Origin of the sequence: Amycolatopsis sp. A1MSW2902, from assembly GCF_017312175.1 — a bacterium.
GTDB lineage: Bacteria > Actinomycetota > Actinomycetes > Mycobacteriales > Pseudonocardiaceae > Amycolatopsis > Amycolatopsis nivea.
Genome location: NZ_QJPO01000001.1, coordinates 6490952 through 6508375 on the forward strand (window position 1 = coordinate 6490952; position 17424 = coordinate 6508375).

Here is a 17424-nt window from a genome sequence, read left to right on the forward strand (position 1 = left end):
GGACCGGCCCCGGCGCGGGGACAGCAGGGCCGCCTCGACCAGGCCGGAACGCACTTCCAGGTGAATTCGCCGCGGGATGAACCTTTGGCCGTTCCCGCGCGTCTGACGGGTGCGAAGAAAAAAATTCCGCCGATCCGCGTAAGAGGGGCGCGGGCCGGAGGTCTCGACGGCAAGAGGGACTGGAGTGCCGGAGGGAGCGTCGGGAAAAAACTTCGGGGAAGTCGCGTAAGGGAGTGGCGTTCGGGGCGTCACCCCGGCACGGGGCGAAGCACGGGGACACATCGCGGGGGCGATGGACGAGGTCGGATGCCTGTTCGTGGCAGGTGCCCGACCCGGTCGCGGAGGGGAGCCGCGGCGGGTGCCGGAAGGTCGTGGGGACGGCCAGCCGGGACCGAGATGGAGGGGCCGAGACCTGCCGGGGAGGGCAGGTGAACGGCCGCGTCGCGGAGGGAGCCGCGAACTCCGTTCCTGGCAGGCCGGGGAGGACCTGCCAGGAACGGAGACGGCCAGTGCCTGCCGGGACAGGCAATCAGGTCGGGTCGCGGAGGGGGGCGGCGACAGGCTCGGCAGATCGTGGGGACGGTCGGCCGAGATCGGGGACAGGGACGGCCGGGGCCTGCCGGGGAGGGCAGGTAACCGGCCGCACCGCTAAGAACCCGCGGGCTTGCCGCGAGTGACCGGCATCACAAGATTCGCCGTGAAACTGCTTCAACGCACCGGAGTGGCCGGTTATTTCGTCCACGAGAGCGCCGGGAGGACCTTCAGGGGCGTTGGGCCATCCGAAGGTATGTGACTCAAGCCACAAACGACGAAGTAGTTTCCGATTAACTTTGGGTAGTTTCCACAGCTAGACGCGCGATGCGCGCCACTCGTTCGGCCGAAAGCCCGGTCGCGTCTTGCTCATTGAGGCGCCGCTTCGTTACTGTCCTGCGGTCCCCATTACAGTCAGGTCACGAAGCAGGACGCTGAGCGAATCACCCCCGAGGTTCGTTCACGGGATCCCCCGCCCGAGTCCGTTTCCGCCCGGCTCCCCGACGATGGAAGGCCCTGTCTTGGCTTCACACCGCTCCCCCGGCGGCCAAGCCCCTTCCCCGGCGCTGAAAGACGCACTGGACGGTGCAGTCATCCGCGTCCGGGGGCAGCACCGCATCGCCCCGCCCTCCTCCGCGCTTCGCGGACGGGTCGTGGTCGCCGCCGTCGCGGCTGGCGCGTTCGCCGCAGCCGCCGCCGGGCAGACCCTCAAGTCCACCAGCGGCGGAGATTCCGACGCCGCGGTCACCCCGCTCGCCAACGCACAGAACGCGAGCGCCTCGTTCACCCTCGGCAGCGCGGGCTCCGGGGGAGCTCCCGAACTGCTGCCGGCCGGGCACGCCGTCGACGCCTCCGCCGAAGCCGCGAAGATGGCCGACAGCGCCAAGGTCACCAAGGCCCGCGTGCAGGCGGAAACCGAAGCCGCGCGTCAGGCCGCCGAAGAGGCCGCCCGCCCGAAGACCTGCATGCCCGCTCACGGCACGTTCACCTCCGGCTTCGGTGCCCGCTGGGGCACGAGCCACCTCGGCATCGACATCGCCAACTCGATCGGCACCCCGATCTACGCCGCCTCCGACGGCACCGTCATCCAGGCAGGCCCCGCCAGCGGCTTCGGCCTCTGGGTCCGCATCCAGCTCGACGACGGCACCATCCAGGTCTACGGCCACATGAACAGCTTCTCCGTCCGCGAAGGCCAGAAGGTCAAGTGCGGCCAGCAGATCGCCGAGATCGGCAACCGCGGCGAGAGCACCGGCCCGCACCTGCACTTCGAGGTGTGGCAGGACGGCACCAAGAAGATCGACCCGCGCCCGTGGCTTGCCGCTCGCGGCGTGAACGTCTGAGCCAGACCGCATTTCCTGCTCGCCGGGCCACCCGCGCAGTGGTGTTTGCCGCCGCTCGGGCAATGTCGACTGAGTTTGGTTCGTACGGATCCTTTCTTGGCTGCTCGTAGTGGAAACGCCTTTGTGCGTGAGGAGCTCTGGCGGCGCGTGTCATCGCGAGGCTTGGTATCAACAGGCTCGTCGGTGAACTGGGATTCCGTGGTTAGTCGCACTGCATGGCCATCGGGCCCGAGCGAGACTTTCAACTGCCAGGCAATGGCGTCACGGATCGCTGCCAGGTAGGCGACGGACGAAGTAGGCGACTGCTACCTGCCACACTGTGCACAGGTCGGCGCGTCTTCGCCAGGGCATCCATCGCGCGAGTCCCTCGTCAGCGCGCGATGTTCCTCCGCAGACGACACATCTGCCGTCTGGTCCTAATGCGTGCTGTCTCAGCAGCGCGCGCCATGCTGCGGCCAGCCGTGCCACATCCCCTGGCACGTCCCGAGCTGGCCAAGCTGCCGTCCCCACAGCAACCGTCCCCGCGACTCTCCTCAAGTACTCCTGTACCCCAGCGGCAAATACCCCAAACAGCACCGCGTCCATCCCCTGCGTCCCTTCCATAGCCTACCGCATTTCATCGAACTTGTGTTCGATGAACTCAGTATGCCGGAGGGGACCGACAAGATCGGCGGGTTCGCTGGGGAGTTCACTCGGTCCGGCGAAAGATGTCCCGGACGGGGCGGGCAGGCGTCCGACACCGGGCAGGAGTGGGCTGCGGCAGGAGGCTGGGAACAGGCGGGAGCCGCGCAGGGCCCCGGGCAACGCCGAGTTTTGGCACAGCCAGCGGGAAACTAGGGCGAGTGGACGTGCGCTGGAGGATGACGAGGAAGGCTTCACGGGGAGGACGGCTCGCGGTACCGACAGGGGTGACTTGCCACGGGCTGGAGGCATCACACGCCAGACATGCGGGGCTGACGCCTGGAGAGGCAATGGGAGCTGAGGGGCGACGTTGCGCGAAAGGCAGCGGGGAGCCCAAAGCAGTGCTGCGGTGATGGCGGCGGCCGGTGCTCACTGTGGCGAGTCAGCTTGGACAGTCCCGCTTTGGCGCGCCGGACTGCGGAGAATCGGGCCCACGGCACGGCACGGCACGGCACGGCACGGCACGGCACGGCACGGCACGGCACGGCACGGCACGGCACGGCACGGCACGGCACGGCACGGCACGGCACGGCACGGCACGGCACGGCACGGCACGGCACGGCACGGCACGGCACGGCACGGCACGGCACGGCACGGCACGGCACGGCACGGCACGGCACGGCACGGCACGGCACGGCACGGCACGGCACGGCACGGCACGGCACGGCACGGCACGGAGGATCAAACCACCGAAGCCGCGCTAGCCGTAACAGTCACAGCAGCCGTAGCCACAGCCGCTGGCGAGTCGAAACAGCAGCAGCCGAAAGTGTCGTAGCCGAAAGCTCAGCAGACCTCAGAGTTTGACCATCGGCACACTGCCGATCAGCATCAGCCGGACCTTCCCGGAAGCGCCGAAGTCGATCGTCGCCGTCGCGCGGGGGCCGATGCCGTCGCAAGAAATAACCGTGCCCAGGCCGTACTTGTCGTGGCTTACGCGGTCTCCGACATCCAGCTTCAGCGCCACCGTGTCCTTCCACGCCTTGCCGAACGGCGAGCTCGAGGACGTCGACGACGAGGAGGACCGGCGGCCCCACGTCGTCGCGGCTCGGGGGCCTGACGAGGAACCGGACGAGGAGCCGAAGTTGCCGAAGCCTGGGGAGGACGGTTCCAGGCGGCGCCAGTCGACCAGGTCCGGTGGCAACTCGTCCAGGAAGCGGGACGCGGGGTTCATCTGCGGCTGTCCCCACGCGGACCGGGTGAGGGCGCGGGATACGTAAAGTCGTTGCCGCGCACGGGTGATCGCCACGTAGGCCAGGCGGCGTTCTTCGGCCAGTTCAGCCGGGTCGCCCAGGGCGCGCATGTGCGGGAAAACTCCGTCTTCCCAGCCGGTGCAGAAGACGACTGGGTATTCCAGGCCCTTGGCGGTGTGCACGGTCATCAGGGTGACCACGCCCGCGCCGCCGTCGCCTTCTTCGCCGCCGTCTGGGGACGGGATCGAGTCGGCGTCTGCGACGAGCGAGACTCGTTCCAGGAAGGCGGGCAGAGAACCTGGGGCGGGGACGCCGTCGTCCAAGACCAGTTCCGCGTTTTCGTCGTTGGTGACCTCGGCGGTGAACTCGGCGAATTCGCGTGCCACCGTCACCAGTTCGGTGAGGTTTTCGACGCGCGACGCGTCCTGCGGGTCGTCCGATTCCTCGAGCTCCGCGCGGTAGCCGGTGCGCTCCAGGACCGCTTCGAGCAGGTCGTGGACCTCGGTGCCGGACGACGCCATCTCCTGCAGTTCGTCCAGCAGGGTCACGAAGCCGGTGATCGCCTTGGCCGAGCGCGGGTTCAGCAGCGCCACCTTGTCGTCGACCGCGTCGCGCAGTGCGGCCCAGAACGAGATGCGCTCCCGTTCCGCGTGCGTCGCTACGACGGCTTCGGCTCGGTCGCCGATGCCGCGCTTGGGGACGTTGAGAATCCGGCGCAGGCTGACCGTGTCATCGGGATTCGCGAGGACGCGCAGGTACGCGATCATGTCCCGCACTTCGCGCCGTTCGTAGAACCGCACGCCGCCGACGACCTTGTACGGCAGGCCGAGCCGGATGAAGATTTCCTCGAACACTCGCGACTGGTTGTTGGTGCGGTAGAACACCGCGACGTCCGAGTAGTCCGCCTCGCCCTTCTCCGCCAGCGAGTCGATCTCCCCCGCGACGAACGCGGCCTCGTCGTGGTCGTTGTCCGACACGTAGCCGACGATCTTCTCGCCGTCGCCCGAATCGGTCCACAGCCGCTTAGCTCGCCGGTTGGGGTTGCGGGCGATCACCGCGTTGGCCGCGGACAGGATCGTTTGCGTGGAACGGTAGTTCTGCTCCAGCAGAATCGTGTGCGCGTTCGGGAAGTCGCGTTCGAATTCCTCGATGTTGCGGATGGTGGCGCCGCGGAAGGCGTAGATGGACTGGTCCGCGTCACCCACCACGCACAGTTCGGCGGGCTCGATCCCGGTGTCCGTGGCTTCGGTGCCGGCGAGCGCGCGCACCAGGGTGTACTGCGCGTGGTTGGTGTCCTGATACTCGTCGACCAGGACGTGCCGGAAGCGCCGCCGGTAGTACTCCGCGACGTCCGGGAACGCTTGCAGCAACGACACTGTCCGCATGATCAGGTCGTCGAAGTCGAACGCGTTCGCGCTCGCCAGCCTGCGCTGGTACTCGGTGTAGACCTCGGCGACCCGCCGCTCCAGGTCGTTCGCCGCCTTCGAGGCCGCGTCGTCCGGATCGACCAGTTCGTTCTTCAGGTTCGAGATGTGCACCGCGAGCGTGCGGGCGGCGTACTTCTTCGGGTCGATGTCGAGATCGCGCGCCACGAGCGTGATGAGCCGCTTCGTGTCGTCCGAGTCGTAGATGGAGAAGCTCGACGACATGCCGAGCGTTTTCGCCTCGCGGCGCAGGATCCGCACGCACATCGAGTGGAACGTGGACACCCACATCGCGTTCGCGCGCTTGCCGACGAGCGCCGCGACGCGTTCGCGCATCTCGGCGGCGGCCTTGTTGGTGAACGTGATCGCCATGATCTCGCCCGGATGCACGCCGCGCTGGCCGAGCAGGTAGGCGATCCGGCGCGTGAGCACGCGCGTCTTGCCCGATCCGGCTCCCGCGACGACCAGCAGCGGACCTCCGGCGTGCGTCACCGCCTCGCGCTGGGCGGGGTTGAGGTCCTCGAGCAGGTCTGCGGTTCCCGGCCGGGCAGCGCGGGCGGGCGGGTCTACGGGGAGATCGAAGAGGGTGTCCATCGTCTGTCAACGCTACCCCGGGGGTACGACAGTCCCGGAACAGCCACGGGGTCGGCCTGCGCTTCCGGACGTACGCCGCAGTGTCGCCTCGCGTCCGACGCGCGACGCCGCCGCGGCGCGGAGCATCGAATGGCATGGACGACAAGATTCCCGCCCGGCTGAGGGCTTCCGACGGCGATCGCGAGCGCGTCGCCGAGACCATCCAGGCCGCCGGTTCCGACGGACGGCTCACTCTCGAAGAGGTGGAAGAGCGGCTGCGCACGGTCTACGCCACCCGCTACACCGACGAACTCGGCGAACTCACCGCCGATCTCCCCCGGCCGGCTCCTGCCCGGCCGCGCGGCGGCGGCTGGCCGCTGACCCGGGCCGCGCTGCGCGAACATCCTGCGCTGCGCGTCCACCTCGGCATCGTCGCCGTGCTCGCGACCTTGCTGATCGTCCGCTGGGCGATCGGCGGCGCGTTCTTCTTCTGGCCGGCGATGCCGTTGTTCTGGCTGTTCATCAGCCTGGTGCTGCACGCGCGGGTGCGGGCGTTCCGCGGGCGGCCGGGCGCGCCTGTGCCATACTGAATCCGTGCGGCACAGCAGCGAGCGATTTTTTTACGGGACCCGGACTCCGGCTCCCGTGATCGCGTAGTGCCCCACCCGCCATCACCCGCAGCCCCGGAGTCCACTGGACCCGGGGCTTTCGCCGTCCCTGGGACAGGGAGTCCGGACTTCAGAGAGGTCCCGATGAACGCGCAGACGCAGAACGCCGACGGACAGCCCGCCGAGCACACCCCGGCGGGCGAGGACATCTCGTCGCTTCGCGAGGAGATCGACTGGCTCGACTCCGAAATCCTCAGGCTCGTGAAGCGCCGGGTCGAGGTGTCGAAGACCATCGGCGCGGCCCGGATGGCCGCGGGCGGCACGAAAATCGTCTACAACCGCGAGATGGACGTGCTGGCGCGCTACCGCGAACTGGGTCCGGAGGGCCGTCAGCTGGCGATGCTGCTGCTGAACCTCGGGCGCGGCAGGCTGGGCCGCTGACCCGGTATCCGGGGCATCCCCGATTCGCGCGGCAGGGAAACCGGGCAGACTGGACACATGATTAACCTCATCGCCGTCATCATCGCGATCGCGAGCGTGCTGGCGGCCCTCGGCCACGTCGGCTACCTGGCGCTGCTGAACAACGCGGCGGGCAAGCGGGCGGGCGGGGCCCCGGTGGCGCAGTACGTGCGCAGCCGCTGGGCTCTGGCCGGCGGCACCACGGCGGCCTCGCTGTTCGCGTGGCTGCTCACTTCCGGCAACGTCGTGCTGGACGTTCTCGCCATCGTCATCGCGGTCGGTAGCGGCGCGACGTCGATGAAGGCCCTCCAGTCCACGCAGGCGAAGTACCGCAGCGGCGGCTGACCAGCCCCCGAACTGGGCAAACGCCGGGCGGGACGCTGCGCTGCGTGACGTGCCGCCCGTTCGGGCGCGCCCGGTCGAGTGAAACCGGTGCAAGTTGCAGGATGGGTGAAGACATTCGCCTGCCGGTTTCCTACTGTGAAGTCCGTGAGGACCCTGGCGTCTATGCCGGGCTATGCCCGGAGGACGCGCGGGAGCTGCGGCTCCGCGCGCCGTTCTCCGCGTGCGCGTGCATTTGCGCGGGAGTTCGCAAGTGTGGACGCAAGCGTCGTTCTCCTCGTCCCTGCTCCGTTCGGGTTGACGACCGCTCCGGCGCCGTCACGCCCCCCTCGCGGAGGGGTCGGACCGGCATGACGGGAAACACGATGGGCGGTCGGCGGCACGCGGACCGTCCCGGCGCGGTGTCGGACGCCGAGGTCACCGTTCCCGGACGGCACCGCGTCCGCGCCGACGGCACCTGGACCCCGGTGGTGCCGCCCCGCACCGCCGGACATCACCGGCACCGCACCGGTGCCGTGCCTGCCGTCGACGGCGCTCCGGTGCAGCGAGGCAGCGAGAACCCGCGGCTGCGCGGCGCACCGGCCCCGCGCGCGAACCGCGTGCCCGACGACGGGAACCGCCCGGCCCCCAACCAGCCGGTCTTCCCCACCGCGAGCGGCACGTTGCCGATCGGCGAACCGCCGTTGCCGCAGCCGCAGCGCCGCCGGGCGACGAGCGATCGCCGCGCCCCCGTCGAACCCCCGCGCCGCCAGGCCTCCGCCCCGGACCGGCTGGCCGAACCCCGCCAGACCGCTGCTTTCCCCGGACAGCCGTCCGAACCCCGCGGCCGCCCGACCGCCGCCCAGCCAGCCGCTCCCCAAGACCAGCAGGTCGCGGCCCCGCTGGCCCGTCAGCCCGAATCCCGCGCCGCTTTCGCTCCCCCGCAGGACCGGATCCCCGAGGAGCACCGCGCCTTCGCCCCGCCGGAAAGCGCACTCCCCCAGCCGACCCGGCGCACCCGGCAGGAACGCGTCGCCACCACGTCCGCCGCGCTGGCCAACCGGCCGGAAAGCCCCCGCGAACGGGTCGAGCTGAACCCGGTCGCGGAGGAACCGCCCCGGCGCCAGCGCGTCACGCTCGGCGAACCGGCCGTCTCGGCGCGGGAGAGCCAAGAGCAGCAGGACGACGAGGTGCGCGTGTACGCCGCGCCGCTGCTGGACGGCCTCGGCACGTTCGATCTCGGCTCGGTGCCCGCGTCGGTCACCCCGCCGAAGACCTGGCGCAAGGCCGCGTGGTTCGCCACCGGCGCGTCCGGCGCGGTGGTCGTCGGACTGCTGTTCGCCGGGACGTTCCTGGTCGGCGGGCCCACCACCACGACGACCGACGCGGTCGGCGGCGGTGGCTGGCCCGGCAGGCAGAACGGCGGCAACCCGAACCTCAGCGCGCTCATCCCGAACGGGCAGCACGGCGGGGTCGGCGGCAGCGTCCCGCGCAGCGACTCCAGCACCAGCCCGGACGGCGTCACCTCGGACAACGGCACGCATCCGCAGCAGGGCTCCGGGCCGAACAGTTCCGCGAGCAGCAGTTCGGCAGGCGTGACCACGTCGGCGGGCCCCGGCACCGGCACCGGCAGCAGCACGTCCGCGCCGACCACCACGGACTCGCCCTCGTCCAGCGAGCCGCCGCAGAAGCCGCCGGTCACTCCCGCTGAGCGGGAAACGAAAGGACCGCCGGTCTTCACCGCCGGCGACGCGGACACGATGGGGAACAACTCGGAGAAGTTCTTCAACAACGTCACAACTGACCCGTCGGAGGCCTCGTCGGTCACGTCCGGCGACCTCAAGCAGCAGGGCCCGCAGGGGCTGCGCAAGCGCTACGCCGACGTCGCGTACTTCGAGGTCAAGAAGGTCACCATCGACCCGCAGCACGGCACCACGGTGAACACGGTCGAGGTCACGCACCAGGACGGCAGCAAGAGCACCGAGCAGCAGACGCTCACCTTCGACGACAACGGCAAGATCACCGACGACGGGCGCTGATCAGCACACTGTCTGCAAATGCCGATGCACGTGCGGTGCGGTGAGCGGTTGTTCCCTCGTCCGGTTGGGTGACATAAGCTGCCGTTCGTCGTACGACGGCGGCATTCCGGCGACGGAGTCTGGCGGCAGCCGGTCGGCACAGGGTTACCTGGCGACTACGAGGTCCGGGCCGACCACGAATCGCCTCGGACCGCCCCGGGGACACCGCCACCGTGTCGTGTCCCGCCCCGAACCCCCAGAGCGAGGACTTTCGTGCTTGAACGGCAGCGAACCCGGCGAGAACCCGACGCCGTGCGCGTCGAGGACGTGATCCCGCCGGAACTGCTCGAGGACGTGGCCGAGGCCGACCGCGAATATCTCGAGCAGGTGTTCCGCGAACCGCAGAAGTACCTGCCGCCGCGCACCCGCCGCCCGGTCGCCCAGGCCGCGGAACCCGTCGAAGAGCCCGAAAGCAAGCTCGCCCGCCGCGCGAAGCTGGCCGGGCTCGTCGGAGCGGGCGCGCTCGTCGCCGGCGCCGTCGTCACCGCCTCGCTGCTCAGCGGCGGCCCTCGGCCCACCGTGCCGGTCGCCGGAGGAGCCGCGATGCCCGCCGGGTTCAGCGGCGCGGCAGCGCTCGGCGGACAAGCCGTGCCGCAGCAGCGCAAGGTCCACTCGTCCGGCGGCACGACGTCGGGGCAGAGCGAAAGCACGACGCAGTCCCAGCACACCGGCTCCACGGCCACCACGCCGTCGAACTCGGGCGCCACGACTCCGGAAACCACGTCCGGCACTTCGTCGTCTGCCTCCTCGAGCACCGCCCCCTCGGCGGAATCGCACAAGAAGTCCGCCACGTCGTCGGCGGCCGCGCCGGATCCGGTGAAGCTCGAAGCGGTGCGCAAGTTCTACGCCTCGATCGACCACCAGCCGGAGAACGCGCTTTCGCTGCTCAGCCCAAGCGCCGCGCGCGGCGAAACCGGCGATCTGGTCCGCGCGTGGAGCGGGGCCGACTCGATCGACGTCCAGGAACTGCACGTCCAGGACGACGGTTCGGTCTTCGCCGTGGCGCTGGTCCACCAGGCCGACGGAACCCTCTTGCGCGTGACCCAATTGTTCGACGTCGTCGAGCAGGATGTGATCTCGCAGGCCCGCGTCCTGTCCGCGGTCTACTCCTGACCTGCGCGAACGTGGTTGTGCCGGGTCGGCCGAAGTGTGCCGCGTGCGTGTGCGCAGAGTGAGCGCCTAGCCTTGTCACGGGTCGGTCTCGGCAAAACCGGCACACGGTCCACAGCAGGTGCCTACGCTCCGGTGCTGCGGCGGGTTCGAACTCACCCCTTTGGGGTAGAACAGTCCCGCCCCGGGAAGTCGGAGCCCCAAAGGGAGGTCGCGTGAGCGACGAGGGTCGTCTGGTCGCCGACCGGTACCGGATCGTCGGGAAAATCGGTTCCGGCGCGATGGGGGCCGTCTGGCGCGCCCACGACGAGGTGCTGGGCCGTACGGTCGCCATCAAGCAACTTCTTCTCCAGCCCGGGCTGGAGAACCACGAGGCGGAGGACGCCCGGCAGCGCACCATGCGCGAAGGCCGGATCGCCGCCCGGCTGCACCACCCGAACGCGATCACCGTGTTCGACGTCGTCACCGACGACAACGGCCAGCCCTGCCTGATCATGGAATACCTGGCGTCCACCAGCCTGGCGCAGGTGCTGCAGGAAAAGGGCACCCTGCCGCCGATGGAGGTCGCCCGGATCGGCGCGCAGATCGCCGCCGCCCTGCGCGAGGCGCACGCGGTCGGCATCGTGCACCGCGACATCAAGCCGGGCAACATCCTGCTCGCGGGCAACGGCACGGTGAAGATCACCGACTTCGGCATCTCGCGGGCCAAGGACGACGTCACGGTCACCAAGACCGGGATGATCGCGGGCACCCCCGCCTACCTGGCCCCCGAGGTCGCGATCGGCGGCGACCCCGGCCCCGAGTCGGACGTCTTCTCGCTCGGCTCGACGCTGTACGCCGCCTGCGAGGGACAGCCGCCGTTCGGCCTGTCCGAGAACACGCTGAGCCTGCTGCACGCGGTCGCCGCGGGGCAGATCAACCCGCCGCGGCAGTCCGGTCCGCTGGCGAGCGTGCTCGCGGTGCTGCTGCACCCGGAGACCCAGCACCGGCCCACCGCCGACGAATGCGAGGAACTGCTGGCCGCGGTCGCGCGCGGCGAGACCCCGCTCGGCGGTCCGGACGCCGACACGATGATGGCCTCGTCCTCGGGCACTCTCGGCGCGGCGGCGCTCGGTGCAGCCGGTGGCGCGGCAGCCGCTGGTCTGCTGCATCCGGACGACGAGCAGGCCGGCCACTCCGGCACGCTGCTCGACGACCCGGGCGTCACCCAGCAGTACGACCCGAGCGCGCAGCAGTACTACGACGAGGACCCGTACCCGCCGGGCTCCGGCTACCCGGAAGACGACTACGACGACCGCGGTTACCACCAGGACGGCTACCACCAGGAGCCGCCGCTCTACGGCGACCCGAGCCGCAACGGCCTCGCCGCCACCCGCGCGGTGCCGGTGCCGGACCACTACGAGGACGATCCGTACGACGAGGACCCCGCGCCGCGGACCCGCGTGCAGACCGCGCCCGAGGACGACGAGGACGAGAAGCCCGGCGCGTGGAAGAAGCCCGCGATCATCGGCGGCGTCGTGGTCGTCGGCCTGGTCGCGCTCGGCGTGTGGCTGCTGACTCCGGGCAATCCGCCGGACGCTTCGCAGCCCGCGCCGCCCGTTTCGTCGTCCGCGGTCGCCCCGACGTCCGTCACACAGCCGCCTTCGGAAGCAACCACTACGTCCCCGCCTACGTCTTCCCGGGAAAGCGCGACCCGCGAGACCCAGTCGACGCGGCACTCGCGGCGGACCACTTCTGCGGAGGACACTCCGACGCAGGAACAGTCGAAGACGCGGGAGAGCACGCCGGACAAGCCGACAAGCTCGAAGGAAACGGCAACGTCGGCACCGACGACGGCAAGCTCGGCCAGCGGCGGATGATTCAGGGACAGCATTGAGTTCAGAAGGCAGCATCGTCGGCGAGCGGTACCGGCTCGACCAGCCGATCGGGCGCGGACGCGCGGGCATTGTGTGGCTCGCGTTCGACACGCGGCTGTTCCGGACCGTCGCCGTCAAACGCATGTACCTGCCCGTCGGCCTGCCGCCGGACCGTGCCGAACAGGCGCGCGCGATGGCGATGGAAGAGGGCAAGGCCGCGGCGCGGATCGATCATCCGTGCGCGATCACGGTGTACGACGTGCTGCCCGACGGCCAGGACGTGTGGCTGGTCATGGAGTACATCCCGTCGCGCGGGATGTCGGTTTTCCTCGCCGAGCACGGCCGCCTCACTCCGGAGCAGGCCGCGTTCCTGGGCATCCAACTCGGCGACGCGATGGCGTCGATTCACTCGGCGGGCATCGTCCACCGCACGCTCGAACCGAACACGGTGCTGCTCGCGGACGACGGCAGCGTCAAGCTGACCGACATCGGCATCACCGGCGGCGGTCCGCACGCCGCTTACCGAGCGCCTGAGGTCACGCGCGGCGCGCCTCCGTCTGCAGCTGCAGACGTTTTCTCGCTGGGCGCGACGCTGTACACGGCGGTCGAGGGCGTGCCGCCGTTCGGTGACGACGGCCAGTCCCCGGAACGACCGCCGGAGAACGCCGGCCCGCTCGCCGGGGCGTTGCAGAAGATGCTGCGCGCCGACCCGGCTGCCCGGCCGACCATGGACGACACCGTGCACGCGTTGAAGGCGATCACCGTCGGACGCGAGCAGACCGCGTTCATCCCGCCGACCGCGCCCGCGTTGCCGACGCTTCCGGCGTCGCGGCCGCTGCCCGTGCAGCCGCCCAATGTCCCGGAGCCGACCCAGCAAATTCTGCCGCAACAACAGCCGCAGCAATCGGCTCCGCTGATGCAGCTTCCGGTCCAGCAGGTGCCGCAGGCTCCCGCGCCGGCGCAGCCAATGCAGCAGCAGACGATGCAGCAGCCGACCGCCCGGTACACGCCCACTCCGGCGCAGCAGGCCGCGTCCGCGCAGGCTGTTCGGGAGAAGGCGGCGGCGCGGCGGCGGATCATCCTCACCGTCGCGGCGATCCTGTGCGCGATCCTGATCGGGATCGGCGTTTCGCAGCTGCTGTTCGTCTGAGCCGATGTCAGGCGACGTTCTCGGTCGCCTCTTGCATGGCTTCGAGGAACGTCTGTACGGCCGGGCTGCCCGCGACCCGTGCGGCCACTGCCGCGTGAATGTGCCTGCTCGGCTGCGGATTGCGGACCCGGCGCACGACCACTCCCGGATGCGGAGTGCCTAGCCCCAGCTCCGGCACCAGCCCGACGCCGAGCCCGGCGGCGATGAACCCTTGCGCCGACGGATAGTCCTCGGACTCGACCACGACGTTCGGATGGAACCCGGCCGACGCGCAGGCGCCTTCCAGGATCGCGCGGCAGGCGCCGGGGATCGGGTCGACGCCGACCCACGGTTCCTCGGCGAGGTCGGTGAGGTCGAGGACGCGTTTGCGAGCCAGCCGGTGCGCCCGCGGCAGGACCGCACGGTACGGGTCGTCCAGCAGCGGCACCAGCTCGATGCCACGGCCCGGCTCCGACGGCCGCGGATACACGATGATCGCCAGGTCAGCACGGCCTTCCTCGACCTCGGTGAGCGGATCGCCCGGGTCGATGAGCTTGAGATCGAGCCACACGCCGGGGTGTTCGCGGCGCAGCGCGGCCACCGCGTACGGCACCATCGTCGCGCCCGCGGTGGCGAAGTACCGGATGGCGAGCTTGCCGGTGCGGCCTTCCTTCAGCTCGGTGAGCGCGGCCTCGGCTCGGGCCAGCTCCGCGCTGAGCGTCTCGGCGTGTTCGGACAGCAACGTCCCGGCCGGGGTCGGCTGGACGCCGCGGCCGACGCGTTCCAGCAACGGCGTGCCCGCTTCGCGTTCGAGCACCGCCAGCTGCTGGCTGATCGCCGACGGCGTGTAGCCGAGATTCCTCGCCGCGGCAGTGATCGAACCGCTCGTGATCACCGCGCGCAGCACCTGCATGCGCCGTACATCGAGCATGGCTCGATCCTACAGCTTTGCTTAATTGTCCCTGCAGTTATTTTCGCTTGTCCTTACACCTTGCCGCGGCGAAGCTGGCTAGCGATGCAAAGGAGGAACCTGGGGTGGGCGAGTCGAAGACGCTGCTGAGGATCGCGGCGCTCGCGTTGATGTGGGGATCGAGTTTTTTCTGGATCAAGCTCGGGCTTGAAGCGCTTTCCCCGGTGCAGCTGGTGCTCGCGCGGCTCGTGCTGGGCGCCGTGGTGCTGCTGGCGTTGTGCCTGATCGGGCGGCGGAGCCTGCCGTCGCGACGGAGCACGTGGGGGCATCTGCTCGTCGCGGCGTTCTTCCACAATGCGTTGCCGTTCCTGCTTTTCGCGGTCGGCGAGACCACCGTGGACTCCGGCATCACCGGGGTGCTGAACTCGACCACTCCGCTCTGGGTGCTCGTGGCGGCCCCGTTCCTCGGGGTCTCGAACCGGATGACCGCCACTCGGATCGCCGGTCTGGTGATCGGGCTCGGCGGGATTCTGCTGATCTTCGCGCCGTGGCAGGCGTCCGGACTGCTCAGCTGGGGTGCGCTGGCGTGCCTCGCCGCGGCGGCGAGCTACGGGTTCGCGTTCGTCTACGAAGGCCGGTACCTGTCGAACACCGGCTCCTCGCCGTACGCGATCGCGGCCGGGCAGATGCTGCTGGCCACGGGTTTCCTGGTGCTGGCCATGCCGTTCGGCGGGCTGACGCCGGTGCACCTGAGCCCGGTCGCGCTGATCGCGGTGGTGGTCCTCGGCCTCGGCTCGACCGGGATCGCGTTCGCGCTCAACTACCAGCTGCTGGCGAGCGAAGGCGCGGTGGCCGCGTCGGTGGTCGGCTATCTGCTGCCGGTGGTGTCGGTGCTGCTGGGCGCGGTTTTCCTGCACGAGCAGCTGAACCTGCGCGTGATCGCGGGCATGGTCGTGGTGCTGCTCGGCGTCGCGCTGACGCGGTTGCAGCGCAAACCGGCCGTGACCCCGGAAGAAGAACTGACTCCGGCCTAGACGAGACGGCGGTCCGAGGCCCAGCGGGAGAGCTCGTAACGGTTCGACAGCTGGGTCTTGCGCAGGACGCTCGACACGTGCGTCTCGACCGTCTTCACCGAGATGAACAGCTCGGACGCGATTTCCTTGTACGCGTAACCGCGGGCGAGCAGGCGCAGGACGTCGCGCTCGCGCGGGGTGAGCAGGTCCAGTTCGGGGTCGTTGATCGGCGCGGACCCGGGACGGTCGGCGAAGGCGTCGAGGACGAAACCGGCCAGGCGCGGGGAAAACACCGCGTCGCCGTCGGCCACCCGGACCACCGCGCGGACCAGTTCCTTCGACGAGATCGTCTTGGTGACGTACCCGCGCGCGCCGGCGCGGATCACCGCGATGACGTCCTCGGCGGCGTCGGAGACCGAAAGCGCGAGGAACACGACGTCCGGCAGCTCCGGGCGCACGCGGCGGAGCACCTCGGCGCCGCCGCCGTCGGGCATGTGGACGTCGAGCAGCACGACCTGCGGACGCGTGCGCGCGATGCCGGCGACCGCTTCCGCGACCGACCCGGCCTCGCCGACCACCTGCACCTCGTCGGTGATCGAATCGAGTTCCGTGCGCACTCCCGCGCGGAACAACGCGTGGTCGTCCACGAGGAAGACCTTGACCGGTTCCCGCTGGCTTTCCGTCACGACTGCCCACTCCCTCGCTTCGCCTGCCCCCGAGCATAGCGAGGTCATGCCACCCCTTTGGCCGCCTTCACCGGCATGGCGAGCTGGACTTCGGTGCCTTCGCCGGGTGCGGTGCGCAGCTTGCAGGTGCCGCCGTGGCGTTCCATCCGGCCGCGGATCGAGTCGGCGAGGCCGTGCCGGTCGGCGGGCACGACGTCCGGGTCGAAGCCTTTGCCGCGGTCGCGCACGAACACGGTGACCTCGGTGGGTTCGACCTCGGCGAACACGCTGACCTCGGCGACGCCTGCGTGCTTGGCCGCGTTGACGATCGCCTCGCGCGCGGCCTGCACCAGCGCGGTGAGCGGCGGGTTCAGCTCGGCGTCGCCGACCACGACCTGGCCGACCGAGATCGCGAACTGGTCCTCGACCTCGCCGCACGCCGCGGCCAGCGCCTCGGACAGCTGCTGGCGGGTGCCTTCTTCCTCTTCCTTGGTCCGCTTGTCGCTGGGTTTGCCGTAGCCGCCGGGGCCGTACAGCCAGCCGCGCAGCTCGCGTTCCTGGCCGCGGGCCAGGCGCGCGACCTCGGCGGGCTGGTCGGCCTGGCGCTGGATCAGCGCGAGGGTCTGCAGGACGGAGTCGTGCAGGTGCGCGGCGATTTCAGCGCGTTCGTCGGTGCGGATGCGGGCCTGGCGTTCCTCGCCGAGGTCGCGGACCAGCCGCAGCCAGAACGGGACGGTGAGCACGGCGACGCCGATCAGCGTCGCGAGCACCGCGATCAGGGCGAATTTGACCTGGTCGAAGTCGCCGCTGGCGAACACGACGAAGCCGATGCCGGTGGCGACCAACGCGACCCCGGCGAGGATCCGGACGAACGCCGCGAGCCTGCCGCCCTCGCCGACCAGCCCGTCGCGGGCCCCGACGCGCCAGCGCCGCCGCTGCGACTCGTCCGCCTCCCGCCAGACGACCGCCGCACCGAGCGCGGCGAGCGCGAGCGGCACCGCGACCCAGCCGCGGATGGCACCGGTGAGCGTGCTGCTGGCGATCGCGAGCCCGATGCCGAGCGCGATCAGCCCGTACGCCTGCTGGCGGTCGCGGGCCTTGGGCGCGGTTTCGGTTTCCTCGGCGCTCTGCGGGACGAACACCCAGAGCAGGCCGTAGGCGAGCAGGCCGGCCCCGTTGAGCGCGGCCAGCAACGCGAACACGACGCGGACCCAGACGACCGGAACCCCGAGGTGATCGGCGAGCCCGCTCGCGACGCCCGCGACGGCCCGCCCGGAGCGCCGCCGGTACATCTTGGGCCGCGATTCGGGTTCGGCGACCTCCATCGCCTGGGCGGACACGAGTGCCGAGGGCTCCTCGGCGGTCGAGGAAACCCGCCCCGGGGCACTGATGTCGAGAAAGTCCTGCACGAGTCCCATCGTCACACGCGGGAGCGGCCCGGACATCGGGGAAGGCCCTGATCCACTCCCCCAGATGGCCGCCGGTGAGGAAATTCCGCGAACCTCCCTGCCGCCTCCCGGGACTCGGTACGATGCA

The 17424-nt window shown here is 70.3% G+C and carries 13 protein-coding genes; 9 read left to right on the forward strand and 4 right to left on the reverse strand.

Features of this window, described 5'->3' with window-relative positions:
• The first annotated feature begins 1184 nt into the window (after nucleotides 1-1184).
• On the forward strand, nucleotides 1185-1871 hold the full coding sequence (locus DMP23_RS29900; RefSeq protein WP_037816184.1) for a M23 family metallopeptidase: 687 nt from the start codon (nucleotides 1185-1187) through the stop codon (nucleotides 1869-1871).
• A 1474-nt stretch (nucleotides 1872-3345) separates the two neighbouring features.
• Here DMP23_RS29900 and pcrA read toward each other — a convergent pair.
• Nucleotides 3346-5760 (reverse strand): DNA helicase PcrA, encoded by a 2415-nt coding sequence (pcrA, locus tag DMP23_RS29905; RefSeq protein ID WP_337823187.1) that lies wholly within the window; start codon nucleotides 5758-5760, stop codon nucleotides 3346-3348.
• A gap of 134 nt (nucleotides 5761-5894) precedes the next feature.
• On the opposite strand from pcrA, the gene DMP23_RS29910 reads away from it, so the two are divergent.
• The 7 genes from DMP23_RS29910 (at nucleotide 5895) to DMP23_RS29940 (ending at nucleotide 13321) form a co-directional block, all read left to right on the forward strand.
• Nucleotides 5895-6329, forward strand: coding sequence for a DUF1707 SHOCT-like domain-containing protein (locus tag DMP23_RS29910; RefSeq protein ID WP_037816186.1), 435 nt, complete (start codon nucleotides 5895-5897; stop codon nucleotides 6327-6329).
• A 162-nt stretch (nucleotides 6330-6491) separates the two neighbouring features.
• Nucleotides 6492-6788 carry a chorismate mutase gene (locus DMP23_RS29915; protein WP_009072470.1) on the forward strand — a complete coding sequence of 99 codons (297 nt, stop codon included), beginning with the start codon at nucleotides 6492-6494 and terminating at the stop codon, nucleotides 6786-6788.
• Nucleotides 6789-6845: 57 nt separating this feature from the next.
• Complete coding sequence (locus DMP23_RS29920) at nucleotides 6846-7151, forward strand: hypothetical protein (RefSeq protein ID WP_337823188.1); 306 nt, start codon at nucleotides 6846-6848, stop codon at nucleotides 7149-7151.
• Nucleotides 7152-7498: 347 nt separating this feature from the next.
• On the forward strand, nucleotides 7499-9166 hold the full coding sequence (locus tag DMP23_RS29925) for a hypothetical protein (protein WP_337823189.1): 1668 nt from the start codon (nucleotides 7499-7501) through the stop codon (nucleotides 9164-9166).
• 252 nt (nucleotides 9167-9418) lie between these two features.
• Complete coding sequence (locus DMP23_RS29930; RefSeq protein ID WP_037816189.1) at nucleotides 9419-10318, forward strand: hypothetical protein; 900 nt, start codon at nucleotides 9419-9421, stop codon at nucleotides 10316-10318.
• Nucleotides 10319-10530: 212 nt separating this feature from the next.
• Nucleotides 10531-12174: a serine/threonine-protein kinase gene (locus tag DMP23_RS29935; protein ID WP_337823190.1), complete on the forward strand. Its 1644-nt coding sequence runs from the start codon at nucleotides 10531-10533 to the stop codon at nucleotides 12172-12174.
• A 13-nt stretch (nucleotides 12175-12187) separates the two neighbouring features.
• Complete coding sequence (locus DMP23_RS29940; protein ID WP_337823191.1) at nucleotides 12188-13321, forward strand: serine/threonine-protein kinase; 1134 nt, start codon at nucleotides 12188-12190, stop codon at nucleotides 13319-13321.
• A gap of 7 nt (nucleotides 13322-13328) precedes the next feature.
• Here the strand turns inward: DMP23_RS29940 and DMP23_RS29945 are convergent, their stop codons facing one another.
• Nucleotides 13329-14231 carry a LysR family transcriptional regulator gene (locus tag DMP23_RS29945; protein ID WP_037816192.1) on the reverse strand — a complete coding sequence of 301 codons (903 nt, stop codon included), beginning with the start codon at nucleotides 14229-14231 and terminating at the stop codon, nucleotides 13329-13331.
• A 104-nt stretch (nucleotides 14232-14335) separates the two neighbouring features.
• Here DMP23_RS29945 and DMP23_RS29950 point away from each other — a divergent pair, with 104 nt between their 5' ends.
• Nucleotides 14336-15244 carry a DMT family transporter gene (locus DMP23_RS29950; RefSeq protein ID WP_337823192.1) on the forward strand — a complete coding sequence of 303 codons (909 nt, stop codon included), beginning with the start codon at nucleotides 14336-14338 and terminating at the stop codon, nucleotides 15242-15244.
• Here DMP23_RS29950 and DMP23_RS29955 read toward each other — a convergent pair.
• Both DMP23_RS29955 and DMP23_RS29960 read right to left on the reverse strand, forming a co-directional pair.
• Nucleotides 15241-15957 (reverse strand): response regulator, encoded by a 717-nt coding sequence (locus DMP23_RS29955; RefSeq protein WP_107051117.1) that lies wholly within the window; start codon nucleotides 15955-15957, stop codon nucleotides 15241-15243. The genes DMP23_RS29950 and DMP23_RS29955 overlap by 4 nt on opposite strands.
• A complete protein-coding gene (locus tag DMP23_RS29960) occupies nucleotides 15954-17312 on the reverse strand; it encodes an ATP-binding protein (RefSeq protein WP_442893149.1) in 1359 nt (452 codons plus the stop codon). The genes DMP23_RS29955 and DMP23_RS29960 overlap by 4 nt, the downstream gene beginning before the upstream one ends.
• Between the last annotated feature and the right edge of the window lie 112 nt (nucleotides 17313-17424).